Below are 25,166 nucleotides of genomic sequence, written 5' to 3'. Positions count from 1 at the left end.
ACTGGGACGGTCGGTCGAGCGCAGGAGCCGCTCTGTTGATCAGCGGAGTGGGCGGAGCTCTAGGTCGACACGCTGCGGCGGCAAGGTGACCGGTGACAACATCGGCTCATGGTTCACGAAACGGGGATGGGGTAGCGATGCTCAGGCGGTATACCGCAGGCGTTGGCGCTTGCTTTGTAGGAGTTGCACTCTTGGCAGGGTGTGGCGGCGACGGTACGTCCGGCCCTGTGCCGACCGAGGTGCCACCGGTCGAGAGCGCTTTCTCCTCAACGGCCCAGGCACTCGCGATCCCTGAGGATGTGATCGTCTGTCAGCCAGGGATGGTCGACACCGCCCTCACTGTCGCCGATGTGCCTGAGTGGCCGGGCCCTGCGCCGTCCAAGTTCATGGAGCCGAATTATCCGTCAGGCCAATGCGGAACACTCTCTGGGCCGGAAGCGAAGGACGTCTACGAGGCGGCACTCGAGCACCCGACTGCCTTGCTAGAAGAAGGCCAGTTGGAAGAAGGCGAGATCCTGAGCGGCACGCCCGGTGCATTGTGGGCGTCGGAAGGCGTAATCGTGTGGCTCGTCGTTGAACCCCAATGGTGAGCTTGATTCCGCCGCTAGCCGCTCGCTCGCAGAATCTCCGCGGCGGTCCAAGGCCGGTTTCCGTTGCTGATTGGCCGAGGCGTCGGCGGGATACCCTGAGTTGATGCGAGTTTCGCCGGATGGGACCTTCCATGGGCTGCGTGAGTCGCACCTATGCCGCGCGGCGTGCCGGGTTCGGGCGGACCCAGGCCCGCTTAATCGCCGCCTTGTCGCGCTCCACCCGGTAATCAATTATCGGCCCTACATCTCCGCATCCCCTGACGTGTTCCCCCCTGGTCATCCGGGGTACAACCAGGGCGTGGCGGCGGACCTGCAGATACCGCAGGCTCTGCGGAACGAGATAGAGGACTGGATCAGCCAGTTCAAAACTCATTTCCGTTACCTCGGTGACCGCCCTGTTGATCAGCCTGTGTGGTCGAACGGGTTCGACGAGATGGCCTGGCTCGACCGCGGCCACGCACTGGCCGAGCTCCTGGGTGAGCACTTCCCGGAGCACTTCGTGTTCTGCTGTGCGGAGAAGTACGTGGTGTGCGAGTTGGCGGCTGATCAGCTGGACTACGTGTGCGCGCTGACCGGACAGATCACGCGTGAGGATGGCTGGCGAATGCCCGGCAATGAGCCCGATCCGGATGTGCCGGGGGCGCTGAAACTTATGCCGGAGTACGGGGTCGAGTGGGGCATATGGGACGGGTGGCTGCCGTACCACCAGCCTCCTCGGCTCCGCGCCGGTCCGGGTCCCGGGGGTTTTCCGACCCCGCGCAGCCTCGGGCTCACCTCGCAGCTCGAGGAACGACTCCGGCAGTGGAACGAGGACTGGCACCGCGGCTTCCTCGCCTCCGGGCTAGATGACCATGGGGCCAGCGCCGATCTCGGCCTGCCGAATGGAGATTTCGCCCCGCCGGAATGGGCCGACGATGTGGACCCGGTGGCCTGGTATCGCGAGGGCCACGCGATCGCCGCAAGCCTTGCCGATCAGCTGCCTGGGGTCACGGTGCGACTCAGGGCGATCCGATATGTGTGCGCACCACGCTTGCTCGACCTCACGCAGATCTTCGGCGACGACCAGTTCTTCACACCGCTAGCGAGACGGTCTCCCGAGACACCAGAGAACCCTATCGGCCCATGAAGTGGCCGTGTGCCAGGGCCAGCATTGAAAGTCTCACAAAACTGTAGGTTTTTAAGACGCCGAGCCAGTTGGCAGAGCGTCGCAGCCTCGCAGGTTGCGTTAGAGATCCGAATCGCTGGAGACCGTATCGGGATAGTTAGTGGCCGCTGGGTTTTTCGAGATGGTTGGCCAGGTACTCGTCGAGGAGTGAGTCCCATTCGTCTTTCGAGATCGCAAGGTGGGCAGCTCCGCATGAAAGTCGCGTGCCTTGTATAGCGGATCGGGATTCATGTTGGAGTTCGAGCCCTTGGGTGATCCACCCAAGGCGGTCGAACCCCGGTCGCCATTGAGGCGTGCCTCCTCGGAATTTGGGGAGGCCGACGAAGTTCTCCTCCCATTGGGCCTGCCAGGCATCAAGCTTCGCCCAGAACTCCTCGTGGGGTTCCCGGACGCTGCCCCCGTAGCGTCCCAAGTCCGCCTTGATCGCGGTTGACATCTTGGATCGCTCGGGTGGCGCCTTTCGGCTGTCGAAGGGCCGAAAGGTCATGTGCCGGCGGTCAACCAGCTCGCTTGTGCCGTCGAGCTTGCGGTATCCCCTCTGGTCAGGCGCCTCGTGATCGATGCAGTCAATGACCGCCCGCGGGACCGAGTCTAAGAATGTAGCTTCCACGAAGTAGTAAGGGATCTCGTCCCGGATCAATTCGACCAGCTTGAGCCCATCGAGAGCGACCTGCGCAAACTCGGACGCATCAGTCTCGGGCAACCCATGCTCACCGGGGTACGCGCATCGGTCGAAATCTCGCACCCACGATCGAATCCGTCTTCCGAGCTCGTTTGTGAGGAAGAGAGACTCCGAAGTTGGCCAGTCTTCCCACTGCCGCCAGTCGTCGCCCACCCAGTTGGCAAACGGGCTGTGGCCTCCGAAAAAGGCGTATTCCAAAGTGGTTTCCGACGATAGCTGGAGCCATGGCGCGGCTCCCGAGAGAATCGATTCGACGATGAAGTTCGCATCGGTGGTGTGACCAGTGGTGCGGGAGCTCATTGACGTACCCCACGCACTAGAGGAACCGATGGACGAAGCCATCGGGCGCGGGGCTACCTTGCCCGGGACCGTACTCGACCCGACGGCCGGAGCGCTAGGTGTGTCGCAGCAGAGGATCGTCAATCGCGACAGCGCTGAGGAGAAGCGGCAGGGGAGGGACGATGAGTCGCAGTGCCAACTGAAGCTGTCTGTCGGCCAATGGCGGAGAGGCTTCGCTCGCCAAGGTCGTCCGACAGTAGAGCGCCAGCTAGCGCGGCAATTTGAAGAAGTCGGAATGATGCGGGCTCGGCTCGACAACGGTCTTGGATCGACTTGGACCGACTAAGACTCTGGGGGTGCTCCTGATTGCGTGGTCCTCGTGCGGCAGGCCCGTCGGCGGGCGGTTTTCAGTGGCCGTGGTCGTAGGGGGATGTGTCGACGACGCTCGACACGTACGATCAGCGGATGAGTGCGTCCGAGAACCTCGCCTTTGATGCCTTGGCCGACGGTGTCCGTCGGCAGATCCTGGCCATCTTGAGCGAGCGTGGTGAGTGCTCGGTTTCCGAGATCGCAGAGCATATAACGGCGGTGGGACGCACCACCGTCTCGTCGCATCTGCGCGTGCTTCGCACCTCCGGTGTCGTCAGTGAGCGCAAGGTTGGTCGTCACAGGTATATACGTCTCGATGCCGACGGTGCCGCTCGTGAAGCATTCGAGTTCCTGCAGCGCATCATGATTCAAGCCACCACCGAACTTGGTGATTCCGTCGCCTCGCGTTCCGATACGTCCGAGGACGAACTGGCTGCGGGATGAGCGCCGAAACCGTCTCCCTGGCAAGCGAGTGCGTCGTTGACCTCAGTCCGCTCGAGGCTTTCGAGCGATTCGGGAGGGACGACACCGCGAGCTGGCTGTTTCGCGCGCAATGTCATCGCATCGCTCCCGGATACGCTGTATCCGTGGACCTGCCGTCCATGCAGGGCGTTTCGGTGCTCGGGCACTTTCGAGTGGTCCACCCGGGTCGGCGGATCGTGATCGAACACGACCAACCGTGGCGCGGGCAGTTGCACGTCACTTTCAACGCGCTCAACCTCAACCAAACTCGTGTTCGGGTCCGCGCAGAGGTTCCAATAGAGGGAGCCCACTGGCTCGCTGAACATCGCGGTGCGCGCCTTCCGCTGCCCCCTCCCACGGCCGCCCGACGAGTGGGTCTGCTCACGAGCAAGTCTGGATCCGGCGCGATCTATGCCGTCGCTGCCGAGTACATGGCCCAACTCGCTGTCGAGGAAGCCAACACGAGTGGGGGCGTCTCGGATCGCTCGGTAGAAGTGCTCGTCGCCGACGATGCCACTGACCACATACAAGCCAAGCGAGAAACGACGCGCCTGATCGAGGCCGGATGCCACGCGATCTTCGCGTGCGTGACGTCCGCAAGCTTCGGGGCTGCGGTGGAGGCCGCGAGGCACCACGACGTCCTCATGGTCCACCCGGTCATCAACGAAGGCGGCATGCAAGGCGACAAGGTGATCCGTTTCGGTGAGAGACCATCGGCACAGATCGACGCGCTGGCGAAGCTGGCCGAGCGCAGCGCGGGCGGTAATCGCTGGTTTCTTGTCGGTCAGCAGTACAGCTGGTCATGGGGCGCCAATCGCGCGGCTCAACAGGTCTTGGACCGGTCCGGCGGGAACGTGGTCGCGAAACGCTACACGCCTCTCGGCACGCGGGACTTCACGTCAATCATCGAGTCGATCCGCGCCTCGGGGACGGATATCGTCATGTCCTCCCTCGTGGGTGCCGACGAGGTGGCGTTCCAGCAGCAAGCGCATGACGCAGGGCTTCAGGACTTCGCATCACGTGTGTCGCTCGTCATGGATGAGTCGACGCTGGAACACGTCGGGATCGACGCCGGTCGCGGTATCTGGGCGGCGCTGAACTACTTCCAGTCCGCTGCGACGAACACTCGGGGAATCTCGACGATGTACCGAGAGCGCTTCGGACCGTGGGCCCCGCCTCTGTCTTCACTGTCCATCAACATCTACGAATCGGTGCGCCAGTACCTGCAGCTAGCGGCGCTTCACCCGGACAGCTCTGCGACCGCTCTCGCTCGTCTCTGGCGCGAGCGTCGAACCAAGAGTTCAGTGGTCGGCGAACGCGATCTGGCGCACCAACGTCTCTATCTCGCGCAGTGCGGCGACGCAGGACTCCGCGTCATCGACTCGGCGGGATGACCGCTGGTTTGTTACGGCCATGAGTCGATATGTCGATACCTATTGACGTGACGTAGTTCTCATCTCTAGCGTAGGGCCTCACCTACCACCGAAGAGGTACGACATGGCTGAACCCGGATTCACCAGCAGTAACGGTTACACGGCGCCACCGGCGTTCGCGGCCCTCCGCGTCAAGGCGATCCAGTCCTTGCTCGTGGACAAGGGGATCGTTCTCCAGGAGTCGATGGACGAGATCGCCGACATCTACGAGAACCAGGTGGGCCCCCACCTGGGCGCGGGAGTGATCGCTCGGGCGTGGACCGATCCCGAGTTCAAGGCACGACTGCTCCAGGACGGCACCGCGACGCTGCACGAGATCGACCTCAGCGGTTTCGAGGGGTCACACGTCGTGTTTGTTGAGAACACACCGACCGTGCACAACGTCGTCACGTGCACCCTGTGTTCCTGCTACCCGTGGGTAATCCTTGGACTGCCGCCGTCGTGGTTCAAGGCAGCGCCCTACCGTGCGCGGATTGCTTACGAGCCGCGGAAGGTACTCGAGGAGTTCGGGACGTCGATCCCGGACGATGTGGAGGTGCGCGTGTGGGACAGCAATGCGGAGATCAGGTACGTCGTCATCCCGCAGCGACCGAGCGGCACCGAGGGCTGGGATGTTGATCGCTTGGCGCAGCTGGTCGTGAGGGACTCAATGCTGGGCACGCGGGTGCTCGCACCGATCGAGGGGGTTTCGGCATGAACGGGGTGTTCGATCTCGGCGGCCGGCAGGGTTTCGGGCAGGTAGTCGTACCCGACGAGGAGCCGAAGTTCCACGACGAGTGGGAGCGTGAAATCTTCGGCGTCATCATGATGTATTTCATGTCCGGCCTGTGCCCCTTGGACCAATTCCGGCACGCCATCGAAAAGATGGAGCCGACCGAGTACCTCAGTACGCCGTACTACGTGCACTGGCTGCGCGCCGCCGAGACCGTCGGGATCGAGAACGGCATTTTCACCGCGGAGGAGCTCGAGGAGCGGGTCCGCGTGCTGGCAGAGAACGGAGCACAGTGATGACTGTCATTAAGCCCGAAGACGTCGGCCCGGCCTCACGCGCCCACGCCGCTTTCGACCGCCCGGCGACCCAAGAGCCAGCGTTCAAGGTGGGAGATCGCGTGCAGGTCCGCAACCAGCATACGACCGGTCACACTAGGCTGACCGGCTACTCCCGAGGCCGTGTGGGGGTGGTGGAGGAGCATCACGGCTTCTTCGTCTTCCCCGACACGATGGCTCACGGGAAGGGCGAATGCCCGGAGCACCTCTACGGTGTCAGGTTCACCAGTACCGAGCTTTTCGGCGACGTGGGTCATCCTCGCGACTCGGTGCACGCTGATTTGTGGGAGAGCTACCTCGAGCCGGTCAGCGAGCAGACGCCATGACCGAGACACTTCCGCAGCCGGGCCCAGAGGCCGGATTCGACGAGCCGTGGCAGCTGGAAGCGTTCTCTGCCGTAGTAGCGCTGACCAGGCAGGGTCTCTTTACCTGGTCACAGTGGGTGGAGGTGTTCTCGACAGTCATCGCCGACCAGCCGCAGCGGGTGGACGAGTCCGTGACGCAGGCCTACTACAGGCAGTGGTCGTCAGCTCTTGAGACCGTTCTGGAACAGCACGCAGGGCTCACGCGTGCCGAGATCGAGCGTCGTCACGAAGGGTGGCACGCGGCATACCTCGGCACGCCACACGGACAACCCGTCGTGCTCGAGAACCAGGCAATGGCCCAGGGCTGCCCTCCCGCACGTCATGACGACCACCACCACGACCACGACCACCCCACCATGTCGCGTGGCGAACTGGCTAAGCGCGCCGTGCCACTGTTCGTGGACCCGGCGCGGCGATGAACCCACACGGGTTCTTGTCTTACGAAAGGAGTTCGCGGTGACGCCCAAGACTACGGAAATCACGGCCGACCAGGTGACGTCTGCTGCCGCGCTCGTCGAGCTGCCGCTGAGCGGCCCCGACACGGACGAGGTGGCCGATCTGCTCAGTTCCTGGATGCCGGCCGCGGCCGCCCTCAGTGCGCGGATGCAGCGGATTGAGGCCCTTGCGCCGATAACGACATTCACCAGCCTGTCCGGCGTTCAGAACGAGGAGATGTCGTGACCGTACGCGATCTGGTGGAGCTCGAGCTCCACGAAGCCGCGCACCAGGTAGCGGTAGGCGAGGTCTCGCCAGTCGACCTCGTTCAGGCCAGCCTGGAACGAGCGCACGCGATTGAGGACACCAACGCCTTCATCTCCATTCTTGACGACGCGCTAGAGGTCGCCGAGGCCTCGGCCGCCATGCTCCGGGCCGGATACCGAATCGGGCCATTGCACGGAGTCCCCATTGCGCTGAAAGACAACATCAACATGCGCGGGACCCTGACCACGGCCGGCAGCGCCGTCCTGGAGAACAACCGCTCGGACCACGACGCCACTGTCGTGAGCAAGCTTCGTGCTGCCGGAGCGATAGTCGTGGGCAAGACCAACATGCACGAATTCGCATGGGGCGGCACGTCGGCCAATCCGAACCACGGATTCGTAAAGAACCCCTGGGACATGACGCGCATGCCAGCCGGTTCCAGCGGCGGTTCGGGAGTGGCTGTCGCATCGCGTGCGTGCCAGGCCGCCCTGGGCACCGACACCGGGGGATCTGTGCGACTGCCGGCTGCGGTCAACGGAATCACCGGCTTGCGTCCGACAATCGGCAGGGTCAGCAACGCGGGGGTCATCCCGCTCGCGTGGAGCATGGACACCGTGGGGCCGATGGCGCGCAGCGCACGTGATTGCGCGCTCCTGTTGAGCGTCATCGCCGGTCATGATGCGCAAGATCCGGGCACGCCCGCCGTTGCTGTGGGCGACTACCTCGGAGGTATCGATGCTGGCGCCCACGGGCTGCGCATCGGCTTGATCACCGACTACTCGTTGCACCACATGCAGCCACCCGTCGAAAAGGCGATACGCGAAGCGATCGACGTCCTCGTGGATCTCGGCGCCGTCGTCAAGGAGGTCGGGATCGAGGACATCGAGGGCAACATCTCGGCGCAACTGACGGTCGAGGCTGTCGAGCCCAGCACGTACCACCAGCGCAACCTCCGCCTGCACCGCGACAAATACGGCGACGACGTACGTCTGCTGCTCCAGGCCGGGGAGTTGATCCCGGCTGTGCACTATGTCCAAGCTCAACGGTATCGAGCATTGCTGCGTCAGCAGATGCTCGCAGCCTTCGAGCAGGTCGACGTCATCATCTGCCCTACGTTGCCGTTCACGGCCACACCTCTCGGCGAGACCCTGGTCAACATCGACGGGTCGGACGAGGAGATGCTGTCAGCCATCATGCAGTTCACCGGGCTCCCGTCGCTGACGGGCCTGCCGGCCCTCAGTGCACCATGCGGCTTCGACCACCAGGGTCTTCCCATCGGAGTCCAGATGATTGGACGACCGTTTGCTGAAGCAGCGCTTCTGCGCGCAGCCACCGCGTTCCAGTCGGTCACCGATCATCACCGGCAGTCGCCATCGCTGTAGCCAGAATCCACGGTCCGCCCAACGCAGATGCCGAGGGCCGCGACTCCGCGGCCCTCGGTCTGTGCGTCCGAAGAACGCCTCTGCCCCGGATCGCCTGAGTAGCAATCATGGAGGAACCGGTGATGCAATCCGGGCAGGCATCGCGCTCACACCGTCGGTGGATGTTCGCGAACGCTCACGATCGAACACTCCGCGGGCGGCGGGACGCGTCGCCGTCGCACCGCACCCGACGCGGTGGTGAGGGCGCGTGAGTCATCGTCGAAGGGTCCGAGTCCCCTCGGTGCGCCGCCGACTTCCCGTCGTTCCGCTAGTCCTCGGTCTACTCGCCGTGACTATTGCCAGTGTCGTTGTGTCACTGGCTTTCGGATCCGAACGGATCCCTGTCGCTGAGGTGATCGCGGCGGTCGGAGACCGACTAGGGGGTCGCGAGCCGGGACGGTGGGACGTGATCGTCTGGGATTTACGACTTCCGCGCGCACTCCTGGCAATCGTGGTGGGAGCTGGCCTTGCGCTGGCTGGCGCCGGCATGCAGACGCTGGTACGCAACCCGCTTGCCGATCCATTTCTGTTGGGCATCAGCTCTGGGGCGTCGGTCGGAGCGGCCGCAGTCATTACCACCGGGTTCCTGGCCGGGCTGGGTCTGTATGCCATCTCCGCGGGCGCGATGCTCGGGGCGATCGGAACGGCCCTATTGGTCTGGCTTGTTGCTGCGGCACAGGGTGGCCTGACGCCGTTGCGCCTGGTGCTCTCCGGCGTAGTGCTGTCCTCTGGTCTGTCGGCGATCGCGTCGTTGCTCGTTTTCCTCAGTGACGACCCACGTGCAGCCAACTCCGTCATGTTCTGGATGCTGGGCAGCGTGGGTGGAGCTTCATGGGAGAAACTCGCCTTGCCGGTGGTTGTCGGCTTCCTGCTTGGTGGAGGGATGCTCGCGTTGCACCGCTGGCTCGACGCGCTTGCGGCAGGGCCGGAAACGGCCGCATCGCTGGGAGTCAATGTGACCGCCATGCGCACCACGCTCTACGGGGGCCTGGCAATCCTCGTCGGCGTCCTGGTCGCAGTCAGCGGCGGAATCGGATTCGTCGGGCTGATCGTGCCACACGCAGCCCGACTCCTCGTCGGAGCGAGCCACCGCGCGGTCCTCCCCGTCGCAGCCGTGGGAGGAGGGCTGTTTCTGCTCTGGGTCGATGTACTTGCTCGCGTGGCAGTACGACCTCAGGAGATACCACTTGGTGTCGTCACTGGTGTCGTCGGTGCGCCCCTGTTCCTGTTGCTCATGGGGCGAGGGCAATACCGGTTCGGAGGTGAGCGGTGACCGCGCCTGCCCTGCGTGTGGAGCAGGTATCTGCCCGACTCGGCGGGCGAGTCGTGCTGACCGGAGTAGATCTTGAGATCGCAGTAGGGGAGCGGTTCGGGATCGTCGGCGTAAACGGTGCCGGCAAGTCCACCTTGTTACGGGTGCTGGCCGGAGTCCTTCACCCAACCGAAGGCGACGTCTTCATGGCGGACGAAAATGGGCTGCTTCAGGACCTCCATCACGTTCGGTCCCGTGAGCGCGCCCGCCGCGTCGCCTACGTGCCGCAGGATGAGGTCGTTGCCGCCGAGCTGCTCGTGGGTGAGATGGTCGCACTGGGTCGTGTTCCGCGAACGCGGCCCTGGTCTCGAGGGGGCCAGGGCGAGCGGGACATAGTCCGCGGGGCCCTCGACGCGGTCGGGTTGGCGGACCGCATCGATTCGCCTTGCGACCAGCTCTCCGGCGGCGAGCGGCGCCGCGCGATCCTCGCTCGCGGAATCGCGCAAGACTGTCCCATCATGCTGCTCGATGAACCTACTAACCACCTGGACGTGGCCTGGCAGCTGCGCATGCTCTCGGTCATGGAGGAGCGAGCACAGACGCTGGTGGCCACGATCCACGACCTGGACCTGGCCTTGCGACACTTCGACCGGATCGCAGTCGTTGGCTGGGCATCTTCCAGCGCCGACCGCACCTGCGAGCCGGCGACCGTCGTCGCCGTGGGGCATCCTTCAGACGTCCTCATCAACGACCGCCTTTCCACCCACTTCGGCGTGGGCTCCGTGCAGGTATCTCACCCGCATCTAGACCAGCCGCACCTGCTCATACATCCTCGAGAGGAACCGATCCGATGAGACACACGTCGCCCGCCAGCCCGCAAGCTCGCAAACTTGGTGTTGAGCGCGGCGGAGCCCGGATGAGGAGCATGGCCAGTGTGGTTGCACTGATGGTCACTGCATCGATGCTCAATGCCTGCGCAGACGCAGATGTCGCCGCTAGCGCGCCAGCCGACCCCATCACTGTCGAGAACTGTGGGGAGGAGATCACAGTCGACGGGCCGATCACCGAGCTGTACGCCTACGACGGGGGCATCATATCCATCGCACTAGCGGTAGGGGCTCGCGACGAGCTCGTCGCGGTCACCGGGATGGAGCGTGACCAGGCCCTACTAGAGATGGCATACCCGGAGGACCGAGTCGACGAGCTAACCGTGGTGGGTGATACGTACCCGACTCTGGAAAACGTGCTTGCCGTCAACCCGGAGATGATGTTCGCAGGCTGGGGATACGGATTCAGCGAGTCGCGCAACCTCATTCCTGAAATGCTGCACGAGCGAGACATTGCGACGTACCTGCTGAGCGAGACGTGTCGGCAGGAGAGTGGGGCACGCGGAACGATGGATGCGTGGACCGCCCTGGCGACCGACCTCCACAACATTGGCAAGCTGACCGGCCATTCTGACAAGGCCGAAGAGGTGACAGTGGACATTGACCAGCGTCGCAAGGCGCTCGCAGCGGCACCGCAAGGGGAGGAACCGCCCACGGCATTCCTGTTCGACTCCGGCACCGACGCCATATTTACTTCGGGCTCCTTCGGCGCCCCACAGGCGATATTTGACGCCGCGGGTGTCGTCAATGCTACGGCTGACGTCAACGACACCTGGACCGAAGTCGGCTGGGAGCGAATTGCGGCTTCCGAGCCCGACATAATTTACTTCGTGGACTATCCTGGCCAGTCTTTTGAGCAGAAAGTTGCCGTGCTCAAGGCGAATCCAGCGTCGCGAAACCTCGAGGCTGTCCGCGAGGAACGCTTCGTCAACCTTCCCTACGGTCTCTGGGTTTCAGGGCCCCTGAACATTGACGCCGCGGAGTGGGTGCGCCACTCTGTCGAGCAATTCGGGCTAGTGCCGGAGTCAGGCATCGAAACGTCTCTCGACATAACCACACTCGAACAACTGCCCGGCAACGAGTGGGTTCGGTGAACCTCTACCGTGGCTCCGCCACCAAAACCACGCGGGACGACGGCAGGCCGGAGGTGACCGAACTCTAGAGCGGCGGGAAGCCCACGAACGGTCTTTGGAAGGCCTGCCGGAGCGGTGGTGCTTGTCACAACGTCGCTTCGCGGCGCACTAGGGAAGTCGACCCCTGGTACGCGGGGTGGAAGCGCGATGCACGCATCGCCGGGAGTGGCGCCCGAGACGCGTGGCCGTCATCGACTGATCGACCCGGGCATGGGGGCCCAGATCGTGTGGCGCACCTAGCGGCGGGTGACCTCATTCAGATCCCCGGTCGCCACGTCGTAGACGAACCCGCGGACAGCGGTGCCATGCAGTAGGAACGGGTCCGCCTCGACCCGCGCCAGTGACTGGCGGACATCCGCCTCCACCTCGCCGAACGCCTCTGGTGCCCACCGGGGACGCAGACCCGTGTCGGCCTGGATCTGGTCCTTGAAGTCGTCGTCGCGGAACGTGAGCATGCCGCAGTCGGTGTGGTGGATCAGCACGATCTCCTCGGTGCCCAGGAGCCGCTGGCTGATCGAGAGGGACCGCAGGACGTCGTCGGTGACCACACCGCCGGCGTTTCGGATGACGTGGGCGTCGCCCTCGGTCAGCCCCAGCAGACCGTACGGGTTGAGGCGGGCGTCCATGCAGGCGACCACGGCGATCTTCCGGCCGGGCGGCATGGGCAGGTCGCCCTTGTCGAAGTCGGACTTGTAGGCCGTGGCGGCCTCGAGCAGCTCGTCGGTGACTGTCATGCCCGCAGGGTAGTCCCGGGCGAGCTGGCGTGCGCGCTATCGCTTCCGGTCCGAGTGGTCGGCGAATCGTTCGAGGTCCCGGACGTGGCCGGAGACGATGATGACGTCCTCCGGACCGATCGAGGTCTCCGGCTCCGCGTAGTGGAAGGGCTGGCCCGGCGGCTTGATCCCCACGATGTTGACCTTGTGGCGACTGCGGGGGCGGCACTGGTCGATGGTGCGGCCGATGACGTCCCTCGGAGGGAGCATGCGCGCGATCGCGAAGTTGTCGTCGAACTTGATGAAGTCCATCATCTGGTTGGCGACCAGGTGGGCGACACGCACACCCGCGTCGTGCTCGGGAAACACCACGTGGTGACATCCGATCCGGGTGAGGATCTTCCCGTGGGCCTTGTTGATGGCCTTGGCCCACACGTGCTCCACGCCGAGGTCGACCAGGTTCACGGCGACCAGGACGGACGATTCGATCGAGGTGCCCACGCCCACGACGGCGGTGGAGAAGTCCTGGGCGCCGAGTTGCTGGAGGGCGTCGATGTCCGAGGCGTCCGCCTCCACCACGTGGGTCAGGGCGTCGGCGTACTTCTGGACCAGGCCGTGGTCCCGCTCCACCGCGAGCACCTCGCGTCCCTGGGAGACGAGTTGGGTGGCCAGCGAGACGCCGAAACGGCCCAGACCCACGATCAGCACCGGGGCCTGGCGACGGTTGCGGTCAGCCAATGATCGGCCTCTCTGTTGGTAGGCGATATCTGGTGCGCTGGGCTCGCATCGTGAGCGCGGTGGCGAAGGTGATGATGCCGACTCGGCCCGCGAACATCAGCCCGGACAGAACGTACACCCCCGCCGGCTCGAGTTCAGCGCTCAGGCCGGTACTCAGACCACAGGTGGCGAACGCGGAGATGGACTCGAAGAGGGTGCGCTCGAGTTCCTCGCCGGTGAGGATCATCAACGCGAGCGCCGAGGCGGAGACCATGGTCAATCCCATGCCGGCGACGGAGACGGCGACCCGGACCGATGATGTGGGCAGTGCGCGCCCGTGTGCGGTGGTGTCCTCCTGGCCGCGGGCCTCGGCCAGGAAGGCGAGGAAGATGACGGCCAGGGTGGTGACCTTGACCCCGCCGGCCGTCGACACCGAACCGCCGCCGACGAACATCAGCGCGTCGGTGATGAACATGGTCGACGACCTGGTGTCGGATGGCTCGATCACGGCGAAGCCCCCGGACCGCATCATCACCGAGGCGAACAGGGAGTCCTGGACCTTCTGCCCGACTCCCGAGCCGCCGAGGGTCGCGACGTTGCTCCATTCCAGGGCCGCGAACCCGAGAGCTCCGGCCAGCATCAACAGCACGCTGAACTCGACGGTCAGCCGGGTGTGGAGATTCCACTTCCCCAGGTGCCACTGGTGCTTCCACAGGACCAGCAGGACGGGGAAACCCAGACTGCCCAGGAAGACGGCGCAGATCAGTGCCCAGAAGACGACGGGGTCGTGGGCCACCGCGGCCAGCCCGTCGGGGTGGAGGACGAAACCGGCGTTGTTGAACGCGGAGACGGCGTAGAAGACGGCGTGCCAGATCCCGTCCCCCAACGAACCCTGCTGGGAGATCAGTCGGGGAGCGAGGATCAGGGCGATGACCAGCTCGACCACGGCCGAGGAGACGACGATCGTCTTGATCAGCGACCCGATCTCGCCCAACCCGCCCGCGGACATCCCCGTCTGCGCCAGGAGCCGGGTGCGCACACCGAACTGGCGGGTGACCGAGAGGGCCAGCAGCGAGGAGATGGTCACGATGCCCAGGCCGCCGACCTGGATGGCCGCCAGGATGACCACCTCCCCCGCCGTGGACCAGTGGGCGGCGGTGTCGACCGAGGTCAGACCCGTCACGGACACCGCGGAGGTGGCCGTGAACACGGCGTCGTGCAGGTGCGGTGAGACTCCGGTCGAGGTGGCCCACGGCATCATCAACAACGCGGTGAACAGGGCTATCGCCGCGGCGAACGCCACCAGCGCCGAGCGGGCCGGCGAGCTGTAGGAGAACGCGCGGACCGCCCGCGCACCCGACGAGAGGACACCCGTGCTCCTCGACACCATGGGGGAGAGCGTAGACGCAGGGGTCCGCGTCGACGTCAGCCGCGTGCGCGTCGAGCCGCGAGACCCAGGAGTGCGTCCAGAACGAGGAAGGCCGCCAGTGAGATGCCCAGGAGCGGGACGGCCCACCCGAGCGTGACCACCGCGATCGCGCCGATCAGGGTCGCCAGGGGGCGGCGGCGCAGCAGTTCGCGCGCGGCGCCGCGCACGGGGGGCCGGGCCAGGCCGCGGTAGCGGGTGGGTCGCCGCGTCCACCACAGGGCGTATCCCCGGATGGTGACGACGACGATCGCCGCGGCCACCGCCGCCAGCAGGAGTTGGTTGGCCAAGCCGAACAGGAACCCCATGTGCAATCGGATGCCCCAGTCGGCGAGTCTGGCGGCAGCGGGGTAGCTGGAGAACGGTATCGACTGCACCGCCGTCCCCGTCGCGGCATCGATGCTGACCGCGTCGGGGCCGGGGGTCCACGAGCGCCGGACCTCCTGCACCAGCCAGGGTCCGCCGTCTCCTGCGGGTGGGGTGAGCTCCACCGGCTCCGTCAGCCCGGTTGCATGCGCGCCGGCCAGGGCGACCCGGGCGCCGTCCGGGGTCCAGTCGGTGTCCGTGCTGGTGCTGGTGCCGGTGCCGGTCCCGTGTGCGCCGGTGTGAGAGCCGTGACCCTCATGACCGTCCGCGGCCTGGTCGGAGGGTGACCCGGTCCGCGAGGTCACGGGCGGTTGAGCTGAGAGGGACGGCGTGGTCCAGCCCAGTGCCGCGCGGAGGTCGGAGACCCGTTGTCCGGCATGGGCCGACCAGGTCAGGCCAGTCGCCGACAGGACGAGCATGCCCAGCAGCGCCCAGGTTCCCAACACATCGTGGCGGGAGCGTCGGCGCGCCCGGCCCGTGAGCCCGGTGGTCGATCTCACTACGGTCGACCGCAACGCCGAGGTGCCGGCGCGGCGGGTGCGGCCCCACCACAGGTACACCCCGGCCAGGGCCAGCGGAGCGAGCCAGCTGGCGGCCAACTCGGAGTACAGACGGCCTGCGTCGCCGAGGTGCAGACTGCGGTGAACCCCGGACAACCAGGTACGCAAGGGCAGCGCCTGACCGGAGCCGTATTGGACGGTGTCGCCGCGGATCGCTCCGTCGGAGGGGTCCACAAAGACCACGCGGGAGTGCGACTCCGACGGCAGTGCCCCGTCCGTGAAGAGCACCCGGGTCGTGGAGCCGTCGCTCCCGGGCACGATCCTCGACACCGGGAGATCGGGATGCACGGTGCGTGCGGTGGTGATCTGACGGGACAGCGGGACATTCTGTGCTGTCGAGGCGGCGGCCAGTTGATCGTTGTAGACCACCTTCTCGATCGTCGGTGCCAGTGCGTAGAAGAAGCCCGACACCGCGGCGATGAGCAGGAAAGGGCCGATGAGCAGACCGACGTAGAAGTGCAGCCTGAGCATGAGCTGCCGTACGGGGCCACCGATGTCGGAGGGTCGGGACTGTGCGGTCGTGGTGGGCATGGGAGGGCACTCCTGATCCACGGCCCGGGTACCGCCGGTGCGCACGTGTGAGACCGCCGGGGGGCCGTTCGAGAATGAGAGAAGGACTCGCACACCCACCTGGCGCCGGGTGATGGCCCGGAGGAGTGGGTGTGGTGGATCAGGCAGGAAGCGGGGGTCCGCGTAGCGTCCGCTCGGTCAGCAGCCGCACCGGGGCAGGAGCGCTGATCCGGGCGGCCGCGGGAGTGCCAGGAAACGGGGTCCTCGGCACGAGCAGGAACCGAACCAGGAGGATCAGCCGCGCCGCCACCCGGCGCAACCCCTCGGCGGCGGCGGCCACCAGTACCGCGGTCAGCACCGCCCCGACGAGGTGGGCCACGAGCATCGCCGGCTCCAGGTGCGCCTGATGGGCCAGCGCGTCGGTGGTGGCCCCCCAGCCCGCGCCGGGGGGCAGGGGCGGGACCCCGTGACCATGGCCGAGCCCGTGACCGGCGGTGGCCGCCTGGGTGTGCCCGGAAGCGGGCGAGTGGTGGCCTGCGACTCCGGCGTGACGGGTGGTGGGCGAGAGAGTGACGACCGACAGCGCGACGTGACCGACTGCTTGGCCCAGGAGCCCTGCCAACGCCAGGCCCGGTGCCCCTCGGCCAGCCCGGCCCCGGGCGAGCGCGGTGACCGGGATCAGGCACAGGAACACTACTGCCCATCCGCCCGGCCCCGGCACTCCTCCCCCGGCAGCCGTGTGCGCGGCCGACGCGGTGAGCACTGACGCGAACACCACCGCCACCGCGCGCCACTGCGCCATCGGGTCGCAGCGCCTGGTCACGACGGAGAAACTACGCCACCTCGTCGACGCAGGGGCAGCAAGGGTCGGGCGATCAGCGGGACAGGACGTCGACCTCCATATGCCAGACGGGTGGCCCGCCCGGGCGATCGCTCCGGTCGTTCACGTGGAACCCGTGCCGCTCGTACAGACGGACGTTGCGCTCGTCCGAGGTGTCCAGCCGTACGGTGCGGGCGCCTCGACGTGCCGCCTCGTCGAGCCCGAAGCCGATGAGGGCGCTGCCGAGTCGCCGGCCCTGGGCGGAGGGGCGAACGCCGAGGGTCTCGAGGGTCCAGCCGTCGTGCGGCGCGGATCCGTGGGCCAGCCTGTCGATCCGGTCGCCGTGCAGGGCCACGATCTGGTCGAGGGTCGCGTCGTCGGGGTCCGGCGCGTCCGGGGGCAGGAGTGCGATCACGCCGTCGCGCCCGGTGTCGACGGCGACGATCCCGTGCCTGTGGGCATGTGCCAGATAGAGATGCTGCAGCGTGAGCAGGCGATCGGCGTACCCCTCCTCGGGGATGACGTGACGCGTCCAGGGGTAGTGCGCGAACGCCTCGGCCAGGGTCTCTGCGGCGGGGGCGAGATCGTCCGGCGAGGCGAGGCGGGGGTCAGTCATTCTGGGCTCCTGCGGGTCGGATCATCGCCGTGGACTCCTGTCCGGGCCCCGTGGGCACGATGCCCACGGGGGAGAAGCCGAACCGCTCGTACAGGCGGCGGCTCCCCGAGGTGGTCGCCTCGAGGAACACCGGCTCCGGCACACCTCGATCGATGATGTCGAGGCGGTGGCGCAGGAGGGCGGACCCGATCCCTTTCCCGCGAGCCCGTGGTCCGGTGGCGATGTCGTGGAAATACCAGTGCGGCTCCGACGGCCGGTGTGCCTCGACCGCGCGGGTGTGGGCTCTCCCGCGCCTCGCCGTGGGGGAGACCAGCAGACGGAGCGCCGCGGCGACCCTTGTGCCCCATCGTGCCCACCGACCTGCGTCGCGGCGGGGTGGTTCCCACAGCAACGCCCCCAACGTCTGCCCGTCCTCCACGGCCACGTCGACCCGGTCCGGGTGTCGACGTACGTAGTGGCGGTAGTGGGCGGCCAGGTGTGCCGGCCTGGAGGCGCCGTCGGGGAAGAACAGCGCCCACGCCGGATCGTCACCGAACGCCTCCCCCAGCATCGTCCCGATGGCCGGCGCATCGGACGCCACCGCGGGCCTGACCTCCACCACGTCTGCCTCCCTCGACTCGGCGCTATTCTACGATGTAGAAAAGCCTGCGGGGCCCGTCGGCCCGAAAGTGGGGGGTACTGATGGCGAAGCGCCAGGTCGGACGTGGGCCGAGGGGGTTGTCCCCCGCCTCGATCGTCGAGGCCGCGATCGGCGTTCTCGAGGAGGGCGGGCGCGACTCGTTCAGCATGCGCGGTGTCGGTCGCGCGGCGGGGTGCGACGCGATGTCGGTGGCCTACCACTTCGGGTCCAAGCAGGGTCTGGCCCGGGCCATGGCGTCGTGGCTCGACGGTCAGGTGCGACCCGCCCCGCCCGGCGTGCCCTGGCGGACGGCCCTTCGGCACGTGGCGGAGCAGTACCGCACTCTGGCCAGGGCGTATCCCCAGACCTTCCCGCTGCTCCAGCGATTCACGCACACCGGTTCCGCCGACTACGCCACGACCGAGGCGGTGCACGCCGCGATGCTGAGCGCCGGGGTCCCCCTGCCGCAGGTCGTGTCGGTGACCGTGGGCTGGTACGCGACCGTCCTCGGACTGGCCACCGCGGAGGCCCTCGGGATGGTCGCTCCCGTGGACGACGTCACCGCGGCGGAGATCGAGGCCCTGCCCGCCGAGGACTATCCGCTCACCGCCGCGCTCCTGGACGACTATCGCGGGATCGACCCCGGTGCCGTCTTTGGGACCGCCCTGGATCTGATGCAAGACGGGATCGAGCGGCTGGCGGGTTCCTGACCCGTGCTCACCCCCGGAGTGAGATCAGGCTTCGGGGCTGCGCAGCGGCATCTCGTGGACCTCGCGCACGAACTCCGGCAACGGGGCCCCGGTGCGCAGGACGGTGGCGATCGCCGGATCCGCCAGGTGGAGTCGTCCCACTGAGATGAGATCGAACTGCCCGGCCTCCAGGCAGTCCACCACGGCATCGATGTTGTCCGCGGTGTGGGCCGGCTTCCCGGACTTCTGCTCGCGGAGCGAGGCCCCGATCCCCACCCCGCCCACCGCGCCCGTCGGCAACCCGGTGAGCCGGCGGGCCCATCCGGCCAGGGACACCTCGCCGTCGTCGCCCTCCAGGTCGGGGAACGCCGGGTCGTCGAACCGCCTCGTGGAGGCGTCGAGCAGGTCCACCCCGGCGTCGGCGAGGGCGCCCAGGTACACCCCCAGCTCGTCCGGCGTGGTGGCCTTGCGGGCGGTGTAGTCCTGCTGGGTGTGCTGGGAGAAGCGGTAGAACAGCGGGGCGTCGGGCCCGATCGCCTCACGGACCCCGGCCACCACCGCGGCGGGGAACCGGCTCCGCGCCGCCAGGTCGCCGCCCCAGGCGTCGGTGCGCCGGTTGGTGTCGGCCCAGACGAACGAGTCGAGCAGGTATCCGTGGCCGCCGTGCAGGGTCACGCCGTCGAACCCGGCCTCGATGGCCAGTCGGGCCGACCGGGCGAAAGCACTGATCACCTCGGCGATCTCCCCCTCGGTCATCGGCGCGACCTCCGGCGACCACCGGGCGACGCTCCGTTCGGAATAGGTGGTGACGCCCGGGGTGCCCCACCGGCCGGACGGCCGCATCGGGTGCATCTCCATCAACCGGTCCCGATTCGCCCTGTCGAAGCGGGCGTTGGCGCCCCAGAGCGGGCCGACGTGCCACAGCTGTGCGAGTATTCGGCCCCCGGCCGCGTGGACCGCGTCGGTCACCTGCCTCCAGGCGGCCACGGACTCCGGGCCGTCGAGGCGGGGGATCCAGGCGTGATCCACCGAGGTCGGGTGATCGACCCCGATCCCCTCGGTGATGATCAAGGCCGTCCCGCCGGCGGCGCGGGAGGCGTAGTAGTCGCGGTTCACCTCGTCGGGCAGCGCGTCCGGGCAGCCCATGCGGGTCATGGGCGACATGACCAGGCGGTTGGCCAGCTGCATGGATCCGACCTCGAGGGGGCGGAACAGGGCCTCACGAGTGGTGGTGACCGATGGCGTCATCTCTTGCGACCTCTTCTTCTCCGGTGACGGCGGCCCGCCAGGCCCGCGCCCGCGCCGCCATCACTTGACAACTGTCAATAGTACCCAGATCGGTCGAAGAGCGAAGCGCCGTTCGGACTACTGGCGACGAACCGTGCGGACTGCTGAGGGCACACGTAGGCGCCGGGAGAGTCGGTCATCGAGTGGATCGACGTGCCCTGGGCGTGCTCCACGTGAGGGTGCTGACTATCCCGAGTGCTGTTGTTCCAGTTCGTCGACCGTCTTGTCCGAGGTCTCGGAGATGATGTCGAGGATGCGCTGGTAGTGCGCGGAATCTGCGCTGACCAGTGAGACGTGGTCCTCGCCGTCGGCCAGCACGAGGTTCCCGATCCCGTTGTGCTGCTCCACGGCGTCGATGTAGCGAACGGAGTTCTCGGGGGAGACCATTGTGTCGGCGGTGCCGTGTACGGCAATCACCGGGATGCGCGGGTCGATGTTCTGGATGGGGTCGACGGACGCGTAGCGATCCGGGACCTCCTCTGGCGGGCCTCCGAGGGCTGTGACGATGCGGTCGTCGCCGTGGGTGGCGGCATAGATCATGTCCAGGGGCCCGGCCAGGGAGACAACGCGGGTCGGCCGGAACGCGGGGTCGCTGCCGACCTCGTCGTCGTTCAGGGAGTGGCGGGTACCGGACCACATGGCCAGCTGAGCGCCGGCGCTGTGGCCGACCACGAGTTCGTCGTCGGTGGTGAGCTCGGGGTACTGCTCGTCGAGGCGGACCACGTGATCCAGGGCGTCGGCGACGTCGCTGAAGGTGATCGGCCACCCTCCGCCGGAGCCGACGCGCCGGTACTCGATGTTGTACACGGCCATTCCGCGATCGACGAGATCGTCAGCGAAGGAGTTCAACACCTCGGCGCCGAGCTGGGACGCCCACGAACCGCCGTGGATGAGCACGACCAACGGCACCGAGTCCTCGGCGTGCTGTCCGGCCGGCAGGTAGAGGTCGCCCCAGTTCTGGCTCGGGTCCGATTCCCCTCGGGTGGGATAGGCGATCCGCTCGTAGTGGTGCTCATCCCGCTGGGCGACGTCGTCCTGCTCGGCGACATCGCCACCGGAGGCACCGGAGGCGCAGCCACCGACGATCATGGCCGCGATCAGGGATGCCGCCACAGCAACGGTGGACCGGGTCCGAGTCGTCCGCTTCACGTGCGTCAGCCTAGTGAGTGTCCGGACCGCGGGTCGGAGGTCACGCATTTCGGTGCCAGAGGTGTGAGCGTCCCGGCGAGTCCGACTGGTCGACGGCCGCCCCGGTACACCGCCAATCGTCGTAACCGGGCCGTCACAGTGCGTCGACCCCGTGCTTACACCGCGGACCTACGGTGATCCGGTCCGCGCACCCCGCGCGAATCCGTCGATCTTGCTTCGGGAGAGGCCGCGCATGTCCGCCACAGAATCGATCAGCAGCCATCACGACGGCACGCAGTCGCACGTCGAGGGCAGCGACTACCTGGCCAGGCGCCAGTTGAAGAAGGGCACCGCGGGGTGGGTGCTGCTCGCGGGTCTCGGCGTCAGCTACGTGATCTCCGGCGACTACTCCGGGTGGAACTTCGGTCTGGAACAGGGCGGGTTCGGTGGACTGCTCATCGCGGCCGTGATCATCGCCGCCATGTACCTGGCCATGGTGCTGGGCATGGCGGAGATGTCCTCGGCGCTCCCGGCCGCGGGCGGCGGCTACACCTTCGCGCGGCGGGCGTTGGGACCATGGGGTGGGTTCGCCACCGGAACGGCCATCCTCATCGAGTACGCCATCGCGCCCGCTGCCATCGCGACGTTCATCGGCGCGTACGTGGAATCCCTGAACCTGTTCGGCATCACCGACGGCTGGTGGATCTACCTCGCCGTGTACGCGATCTTCATCGGCATCCACCTGTCCGGTGCGGGTGAGGCGCTCAAGGTCATGTTCGTCATCACCGCGATCGCTCTCGTCGGACTCATCGTCTTCGCGGTGGCCGCGGCGGGTCAGTTCGAGGCGTCCAACCTCACCAACATCGCTCCGACCGACGCCGCCGGCGCCTCGAGCTTCCTGCCGTTCGGCGTCATCGGGATCTGGGCTGCCGTTCCGTTCGCGATCTGGTTCTTCCTCGCCATCGAGGGCGTGCCGCTGGCCGCCGAGGAGGCGAAGGACCCGTCCAGGAACGTCCCCCGCGGCATCATCGCGGCGATGGGCGTCCTGCTCGTCACCGCGACCGCCGTTCTGGTCCTGGCCACCGGAGCCGGTGGCGCGGACGCCATCCAGTCCTCGGGCAACCCCCTGGTCGAGGCGCTCGGAGACGGGACGGCCGCGAAGGTCGTCAACTACATCGGGCTCGCCGGACTCGTCGCCAGTTTCTTCTCGATCATGTACGCCTACTCCCGTCAGCTGTTCGCCCTCTCCCGCGCCGGCTACCTGCCCACGACGCTGTCCGTCACCAACTCGCGCAAGGCGCCGACCCTGGCCCTCATCGTCCCGGGGGTCATCGGGTTCCTGCTCTCGCTCACCGGACAGGGCGACATGCTGCTCAACATGGCGGTGTTCGGCGCAGCGCTCAGCTACGTCCTGATGATGGTCAGCCACATCGTGCTGCGTCGCAGGGAACCGGATATGGAGCGCCCGTACCGGACCCCGGGTGGCGTCGTGACCACAGGGTTCGCGCTCGTCATCGCCGCGCTGGCCGTGGTGGCCACCTTCCTCGTCAACAGCACTGCCGCGCTCTGGTGCCTGGTGGTGTTCGGTGCGTTCATGCTGTACTTCGGTATCTACAGTCGGCACCACCTCGTCGCCAACTCCCCGGACGAGGAGTTCGCCGCACTGGCCAGAGCGGAAGCAGAGCTCGAATGAGGACGTACACCCAGCAGGTCTCGGGAACGACCTATCAGTTCGACGGCCTCGTCGAGCTGATGGCCAAGGCGTCGCCGCAGCGATCGGGGGACGAACTGGCCGGGTGCGCGGCGTCCTCCGATGCCGAACGGGCCGCCGCGCAATGGGCGCTCGCCGACGTCCTGCTCGAGACCTTCCTCGAGGACCTGCTGGTGCCGTACGAGACCGACGAGGTCACCCGTCTCATCGTCGACTCCCATGATCGCGCCGCCTTTGCTCCGCTGGCCCACCTCACCGTTGGAGGCCTGCGCGACTGGCTGCTCGAGGTCGCGGCCTCGCCCGGGGCGGCCGCGACGTTGGACTCCGTCGCCGCGGGGCTGACCCCGGAGATGGTGGCGGCGGTGAGCAAGCTGATGCGCAACCAGGACCTGATCTCGGTGGCCCGCGCGGTCCGGGTGACGTCCGCGTTCCGCACCACCGTCGGATTGCCGGGCACGCTCGCCACCCGCCTGCAGCCCAACCACCCGACCGACGATCCGCGGGGCATCGCCGCGGCCACCCTCGACGGTCTGCTCCTGGGTTCCGGCGATGCGGTGATCGGCGTCAATCCGGCGACGGACTCCCCGCACGCCACGTCGGACCTGCTGTACCTGCTCGACGAGATCAGGCAGCGCTTCGAGATCCCCACGCAGTCCTGCGTCCTGTCGCACGTGACCACCACTATGGAACTGATCGAGAAGGGAGCACCGGTGGACCTGGTGTTCCAGTCGGTCGCCGGCACCGAGGGGGCCAACTCCGGTTTCGGTGTGACCCTCTCGCTGCTCCGCGAGGCCAACGAGGCGGGCCGCTCGCTGCACCGCGGCACCGTGGGCGACAACGTGATGTACCTGGAGACCGGGCAGGGCTCCGCGTTGAGCGCGGGCGCACACCTGGGGACGGGCGGCCGGCCCGTGGACCAGCAGACCCTCGAGGCCAGGGCCTACGCGGTGTGCCGCGACCTCGAGCCGCTCCTGGTCAACACCGTCGTCGGGTTCATCGGGCCGGAATACCTCTACGACGGCAAACAGATCATCCGCGCCGGGCTCGAGGACCACTTCTGCGCCAAGCTCCTCGGGCTGCCGATGGGTGTGGACGTCTGCTACACCAACCATGCCGAAGCCGATCAGGACGACATGGACACGCTGCTCACGCTCCTGGGGGCGGCGGGTGCCGCGTTCGTCATCGCGGTCCCCGGCGCCGACGATGTGATGCTCGGTTACCAGAGCCTGAGCTTCCACGATGTGCTGTACGTCAGGCAGGTGTCGGGACTGGCCCCGGCTCCCGAGTTCGCGGCCTGGCTCGACCGCCTGGGCATGGTCGATGCGCACGGACGGCTCCTGGACGTGGACGCGGCCGAGTCGCCGCTCCGAGCGCTGACGGGGACGCGATGAGCGGGATCGAACCGTCCTTCTGGGACGAGCTGCGGCGTAGTACCCAGGCGCGCATCGGGCTGGGCCGCGCCGGCGACTCGCTACCGACTCATCGCGTCCTGGAGTTCCGGTCCGCTCATGCCGCCGCACGCGATGCGGTGCACATGCCGCTGGAGGTCGACGCTCTCGCCGTGCAGGTGGAGGAAGTCGGCATCGGCGTGCCCGCCGTGGTCACCTCGCAGGCCTCCTCGCGAGCGGAATACCTGCGGCGCCCGGATCTGGGCAGGGTTCCGCAGGACCTCTCCTCGATCACCACGGGGGAGTTCGATGTGGGCCTCGTCCTGGCCGACGGCCTGTCGCCTCGGGCACTGATGGACCACGGCGCCGGGTTACTCGACGCGCTGGTGTCCGAGCTGTCCGAGCTCTATTCGATCGCGCCGCCCGTGATCGCGACCGAGGCCCGGGTGGCGCTGGGCGATCACCTCGCCCAGGCGATGGGAGTGCGCACGGTCGTCGTGATCATCGGCGAGCGGCCGGGTCTCTCGGTCGCGGACAGCCTGGGCATCTACCTGACCCACCTGCCCGCCCCGGGCATGTCCGACGCCGCCCGCAACTGCATCTCCAACATCCACCCGCCGGACGGGCTCGGCTACGCCCGGTCCGCGCACATCGTCGCCCGGCTCATCGCGGGTGCCCGAGCGCTCGGCGCGTCCGGGGTGGCGCTCAAGGACACCTCGCGGGCGGTCGAGGTGGACGCCTCGGACGCGGTGACGCTCGAGTAGCGCCCGCGCCTGAGGGCTGGTTACTCGGGTCACCGTGCCGAGAACAGCGCGACCTGGCCGACCCG

27 protein-coding genes are annotated in these 25,166 nt (G+C 67.2%); 17 read left to right on the top strand and 10 right to left on the bottom strand.

All coding sequences use genetic code 11. From position 1 onward, the window contains the following. Positions 1 to 227: 227 nt before the first annotated feature. Complete coding sequence (locus NJE57_RS15910; RefSeq protein WP_319029495.1) at positions 228 to 590, top strand: hypothetical protein; 363 nt, start codon at positions 228 to 230, stop codon at positions 588 to 590. A gap of 298 nt (positions 591 to 888) precedes the next feature. Continuing rightward, complete coding sequence (locus tag NJE57_RS15905; RefSeq protein ID WP_319029494.1) at positions 889 to 1,716, top strand: hypothetical protein; 828 nt, start codon at positions 889 to 891, stop codon at positions 1,714 to 1,716. A 136-nt stretch (positions 1,717 to 1,852) separates the two neighbouring features. Here the strand turns inward: NJE57_RS15905 and NJE57_RS15900 are convergent, their stop codons facing one another. Further along, complete coding sequence (locus tag NJE57_RS15900) at positions 1,853 to 2,737, bottom strand: hypothetical protein (RefSeq protein ID WP_319029493.1); 885 nt, start codon at positions 2,735 to 2,737, stop codon at positions 1,853 to 1,855. A 444-nt stretch (positions 2,738 to 3,181) separates the two neighbouring features. On the opposite strand from NJE57_RS15900, the gene NJE57_RS15895 reads away from it, so the two are divergent. From NJE57_RS15895 to NJE57_RS15845, 11 genes are all read left to right on the top strand, one after another. Beyond that, on the top strand, positions 3,182 to 3,529 hold the full coding sequence (locus NJE57_RS15895) for a metalloregulator ArsR/SmtB family transcription factor (RefSeq protein WP_319029492.1): 348 nt from the start codon (positions 3,182 to 3,184) through the stop codon (positions 3,527 to 3,529). Beyond that, entirely contained in the window at positions 3,526 to 4,941 is a 1,416-nt protein-coding gene (locus tag NJE57_RS15890; protein WP_319029491.1) for an ABC transporter substrate-binding protein, read from the top strand. The genes NJE57_RS15895 and NJE57_RS15890 overlap by 4 nt, the downstream gene beginning before the upstream one ends. Positions 4,942 to 5,044: 103 nt before the next feature. After that, the gene (gene nthA / locus NJE57_RS15885) at positions 5,045 to 5,677 is read left to right on the top strand and encodes a nitrile hydratase subunit alpha (protein ID WP_319029490.1); all 633 of its coding nucleotides are present in this window, start codon (positions 5,045 to 5,047) and stop codon (positions 5,675 to 5,677) included. After that, positions 5,674 to 5,988, top strand: a complete 315-nt coding sequence (locus tag NJE57_RS15880; RefSeq protein WP_319029489.1) for an SH3-like domain-containing protein — start codon at positions 5,674 to 5,676, stop codon at positions 5,986 to 5,988. Before nthA ends, NJE57_RS15880 begins: the two co-directional genes overlap by 4 nt. After that, positions 5,988 to 6,353, top strand: a complete 366-nt coding sequence (locus NJE57_RS15875; RefSeq protein WP_319029488.1) for an SH3-like domain-containing protein — start codon at positions 5,988 to 5,990, stop codon at positions 6,351 to 6,353. Before NJE57_RS15880 ends, NJE57_RS15875 begins: the two co-directional genes overlap by 1 nt. Continuing rightward, positions 6,350 to 6,811, top strand: coding sequence for a nitrile hydratase accessory protein (locus NJE57_RS15870; protein ID WP_319029487.1), 462 nt, complete (start codon positions 6,350 to 6,352; stop codon positions 6,809 to 6,811). The genes NJE57_RS15875 and NJE57_RS15870 overlap by 4 nt, the downstream gene beginning before the upstream one ends. 37 nt (positions 6,812 to 6,848) lie before the next feature. Further along, the gene (locus NJE57_RS15865) at positions 6,849 to 7,073 is read left to right on the top strand and encodes a hypothetical protein (protein WP_319029486.1); all 225 of its coding nucleotides are present in this window, start codon (positions 6,849 to 6,851) and stop codon (positions 7,071 to 7,073) included. Continuing rightward, the gene (locus NJE57_RS15860) at positions 7,070 to 8,476 is read left to right on the top strand and encodes an amidase (RefSeq protein ID WP_319029485.1); all 1,407 of its coding nucleotides are present in this window, start codon (positions 7,070 to 7,072) and stop codon (positions 8,474 to 8,476) included. Before NJE57_RS15865 ends, NJE57_RS15860 begins: the two co-directional genes overlap by 4 nt. Positions 8,477 to 8,756: 280 nt before the next feature. After that, positions 8,757 to 9,788, top strand: a complete 1,032-nt coding sequence (locus NJE57_RS15855; RefSeq protein WP_319029484.1) for an iron ABC transporter permease — start codon at positions 8,757 to 8,759, stop codon at positions 9,786 to 9,788. Further along, positions 9,785 to 10,621 carry an ABC transporter ATP-binding protein gene (locus tag NJE57_RS15850; protein ID WP_319029483.1) on the top strand — a complete coding sequence of 279 codons (837 nt, stop codon included), beginning with the start codon at positions 9,785 to 9,787 and terminating at the stop codon, positions 10,619 to 10,621. Before NJE57_RS15855 ends, NJE57_RS15850 begins: the two co-directional genes overlap by 4 nt. A gap of 62 nt (positions 10,622 to 10,683) precedes the next feature. Beyond that, positions 10,684 to 11,748 (top strand): ABC transporter substrate-binding protein, encoded by a 1,065-nt coding sequence (locus tag NJE57_RS15845; protein ID WP_319029482.1) that lies wholly within the window; start codon positions 10,684 to 10,686, stop codon positions 11,746 to 11,748. 275 nt (positions 11,749 to 12,023) lie between these two features. Here the strand turns inward: NJE57_RS15845 and NJE57_RS15840 are convergent, their stop codons facing one another. The 7 genes from NJE57_RS15840 to NJE57_RS15810 all read right to left on the bottom strand — a co-directional run bounded on the left by NJE57_RS15840 (position 12,024) and on the right by NJE57_RS15810 (position 18,116). Further along, the gene (locus tag NJE57_RS15840) at positions 12,024 to 12,521 is read right to left on the bottom strand and encodes a carbonic anhydrase (RefSeq protein ID WP_319029481.1); all 498 of its coding nucleotides are present in this window, start codon (positions 12,519 to 12,521) and stop codon (positions 12,024 to 12,026) included. A gap of 36 nt (positions 12,522 to 12,557) precedes the next feature. Further along, positions 12,558 to 13,238 (bottom strand): TrkA family potassium uptake protein, encoded by a 681-nt coding sequence (locus NJE57_RS15835; RefSeq protein WP_319029480.1) that lies wholly within the window; start codon positions 13,236 to 13,238, stop codon positions 12,558 to 12,560. Beyond that, positions 13,231 to 14,607 (bottom strand): TrkH family potassium uptake protein, encoded by a 1,377-nt coding sequence (locus NJE57_RS15830; RefSeq protein WP_319029479.1) that lies wholly within the window; start codon positions 14,605 to 14,607, stop codon positions 13,231 to 13,233. The genes NJE57_RS15835 and NJE57_RS15830 overlap by 8 nt, the downstream gene beginning before the upstream one ends. 35 nt (positions 14,608 to 14,642) lie before the next feature. Beyond that, positions 14,643 to 16,100: a PepSY domain-containing protein gene (locus NJE57_RS15825; RefSeq protein ID WP_319029478.1), complete on the bottom strand. Its 1,458-nt coding sequence runs from the start codon at positions 16,098 to 16,100 to the stop codon at positions 14,643 to 14,645. Between the two features lie 139 nt (positions 16,101 to 16,239). Continuing rightward, positions 16,240 to 16,902, bottom strand: coding sequence for a hypothetical protein (locus NJE57_RS15820; protein ID WP_319029477.1), 663 nt, complete (start codon positions 16,900 to 16,902; stop codon positions 16,240 to 16,242). Between the two features lie 52 nt (positions 16,903 to 16,954). Beyond that, a complete protein-coding gene (locus NJE57_RS15815; RefSeq protein WP_319029476.1) occupies positions 16,955 to 17,515 on the bottom strand; it encodes a GNAT family N-acetyltransferase in 561 nt (186 codons plus the stop codon). Continuing rightward, positions 17,508 to 18,116, bottom strand: coding sequence for a GNAT family N-acetyltransferase (locus NJE57_RS15810; protein WP_319029475.1), 609 nt, complete (start codon positions 18,114 to 18,116; stop codon positions 17,508 to 17,510). The genes NJE57_RS15815 and NJE57_RS15810 overlap by 8 nt, the downstream gene beginning before the upstream one ends. 80 nt (positions 18,117 to 18,196) lie before the next feature. On the opposite strand from NJE57_RS15810, the gene NJE57_RS15805 reads away from it, so the two are divergent. Further along, a complete protein-coding gene (locus NJE57_RS15805; protein ID WP_319029474.1) occupies positions 18,197 to 18,844 on the top strand; it encodes a TetR/AcrR family transcriptional regulator in 648 nt (215 codons plus the stop codon). A 24-nt stretch (positions 18,845 to 18,868) separates the two neighbouring features. On the opposite strand, the gene NJE57_RS15800 is transcribed toward NJE57_RS15805, so the two are convergent. Both NJE57_RS15800 and NJE57_RS15795 read right to left on the bottom strand, forming a co-directional pair. After that, positions 18,869 to 20,071, bottom strand: a complete 1,203-nt coding sequence (locus NJE57_RS15800) for a 12-oxophytodienoate reductase (protein ID WP_319029473.1) — start codon at positions 20,069 to 20,071, stop codon at positions 18,869 to 18,871. A 225-nt stretch (positions 20,072 to 20,296) separates the two neighbouring features. Continuing rightward, entirely contained in the window at positions 20,297 to 21,268 is a 972-nt protein-coding gene (locus NJE57_RS15795; RefSeq protein ID WP_413464427.1) for an alpha/beta hydrolase family protein, read from the bottom strand. Positions 21,269 to 21,491: 223 nt separating this feature from the next. Here NJE57_RS15795 and eat point away from each other — a divergent pair, with 223 nt between their 5' ends. From eat to eutC, 3 genes are read left to right on the top strand one after another with little or no spacing between them, the layout of a single operon-like run. Further along, entirely contained in the window at positions 21,492 to 22,931 is a 1,440-nt protein-coding gene (gene eat, locus NJE57_RS15790) for an ethanolamine permease (RefSeq protein WP_319029472.1), read from the top strand. After that, a complete protein-coding gene (locus tag NJE57_RS15785) occupies positions 22,928 to 24,340 on the top strand; it encodes an ethanolamine ammonia-lyase subunit EutB (protein WP_319029471.1) in 1,413 nt (470 codons plus the stop codon). The genes eat and NJE57_RS15785 overlap by 4 nt, the downstream gene beginning before the upstream one ends. Then, the gene (gene eutC / locus NJE57_RS15780) at positions 24,337 to 25,101 is read left to right on the top strand and encodes an ethanolamine ammonia-lyase subunit EutC (RefSeq protein WP_319029470.1); all 765 of its coding nucleotides are present in this window, start codon (positions 24,337 to 24,339) and stop codon (positions 25,099 to 25,101) included. Before NJE57_RS15785 ends, eutC begins: the two co-directional genes overlap by 4 nt. Positions 25,102 to 25,166 lie beyond the last annotated feature (65 nt).

The organism is Dietzia sp. PP-33 (assembly GCF_033790845.1).
In the GTDB taxonomy this organism is placed as follows: domain Bacteria; phylum Actinomycetota; class Actinomycetes; order Mycobacteriales; family Mycobacteriaceae; genus Dietzia.
Note: the sequence above shows the minus strand (reverse complement) of the source record. Positions and strands in the feature narration are given on the sequence as shown.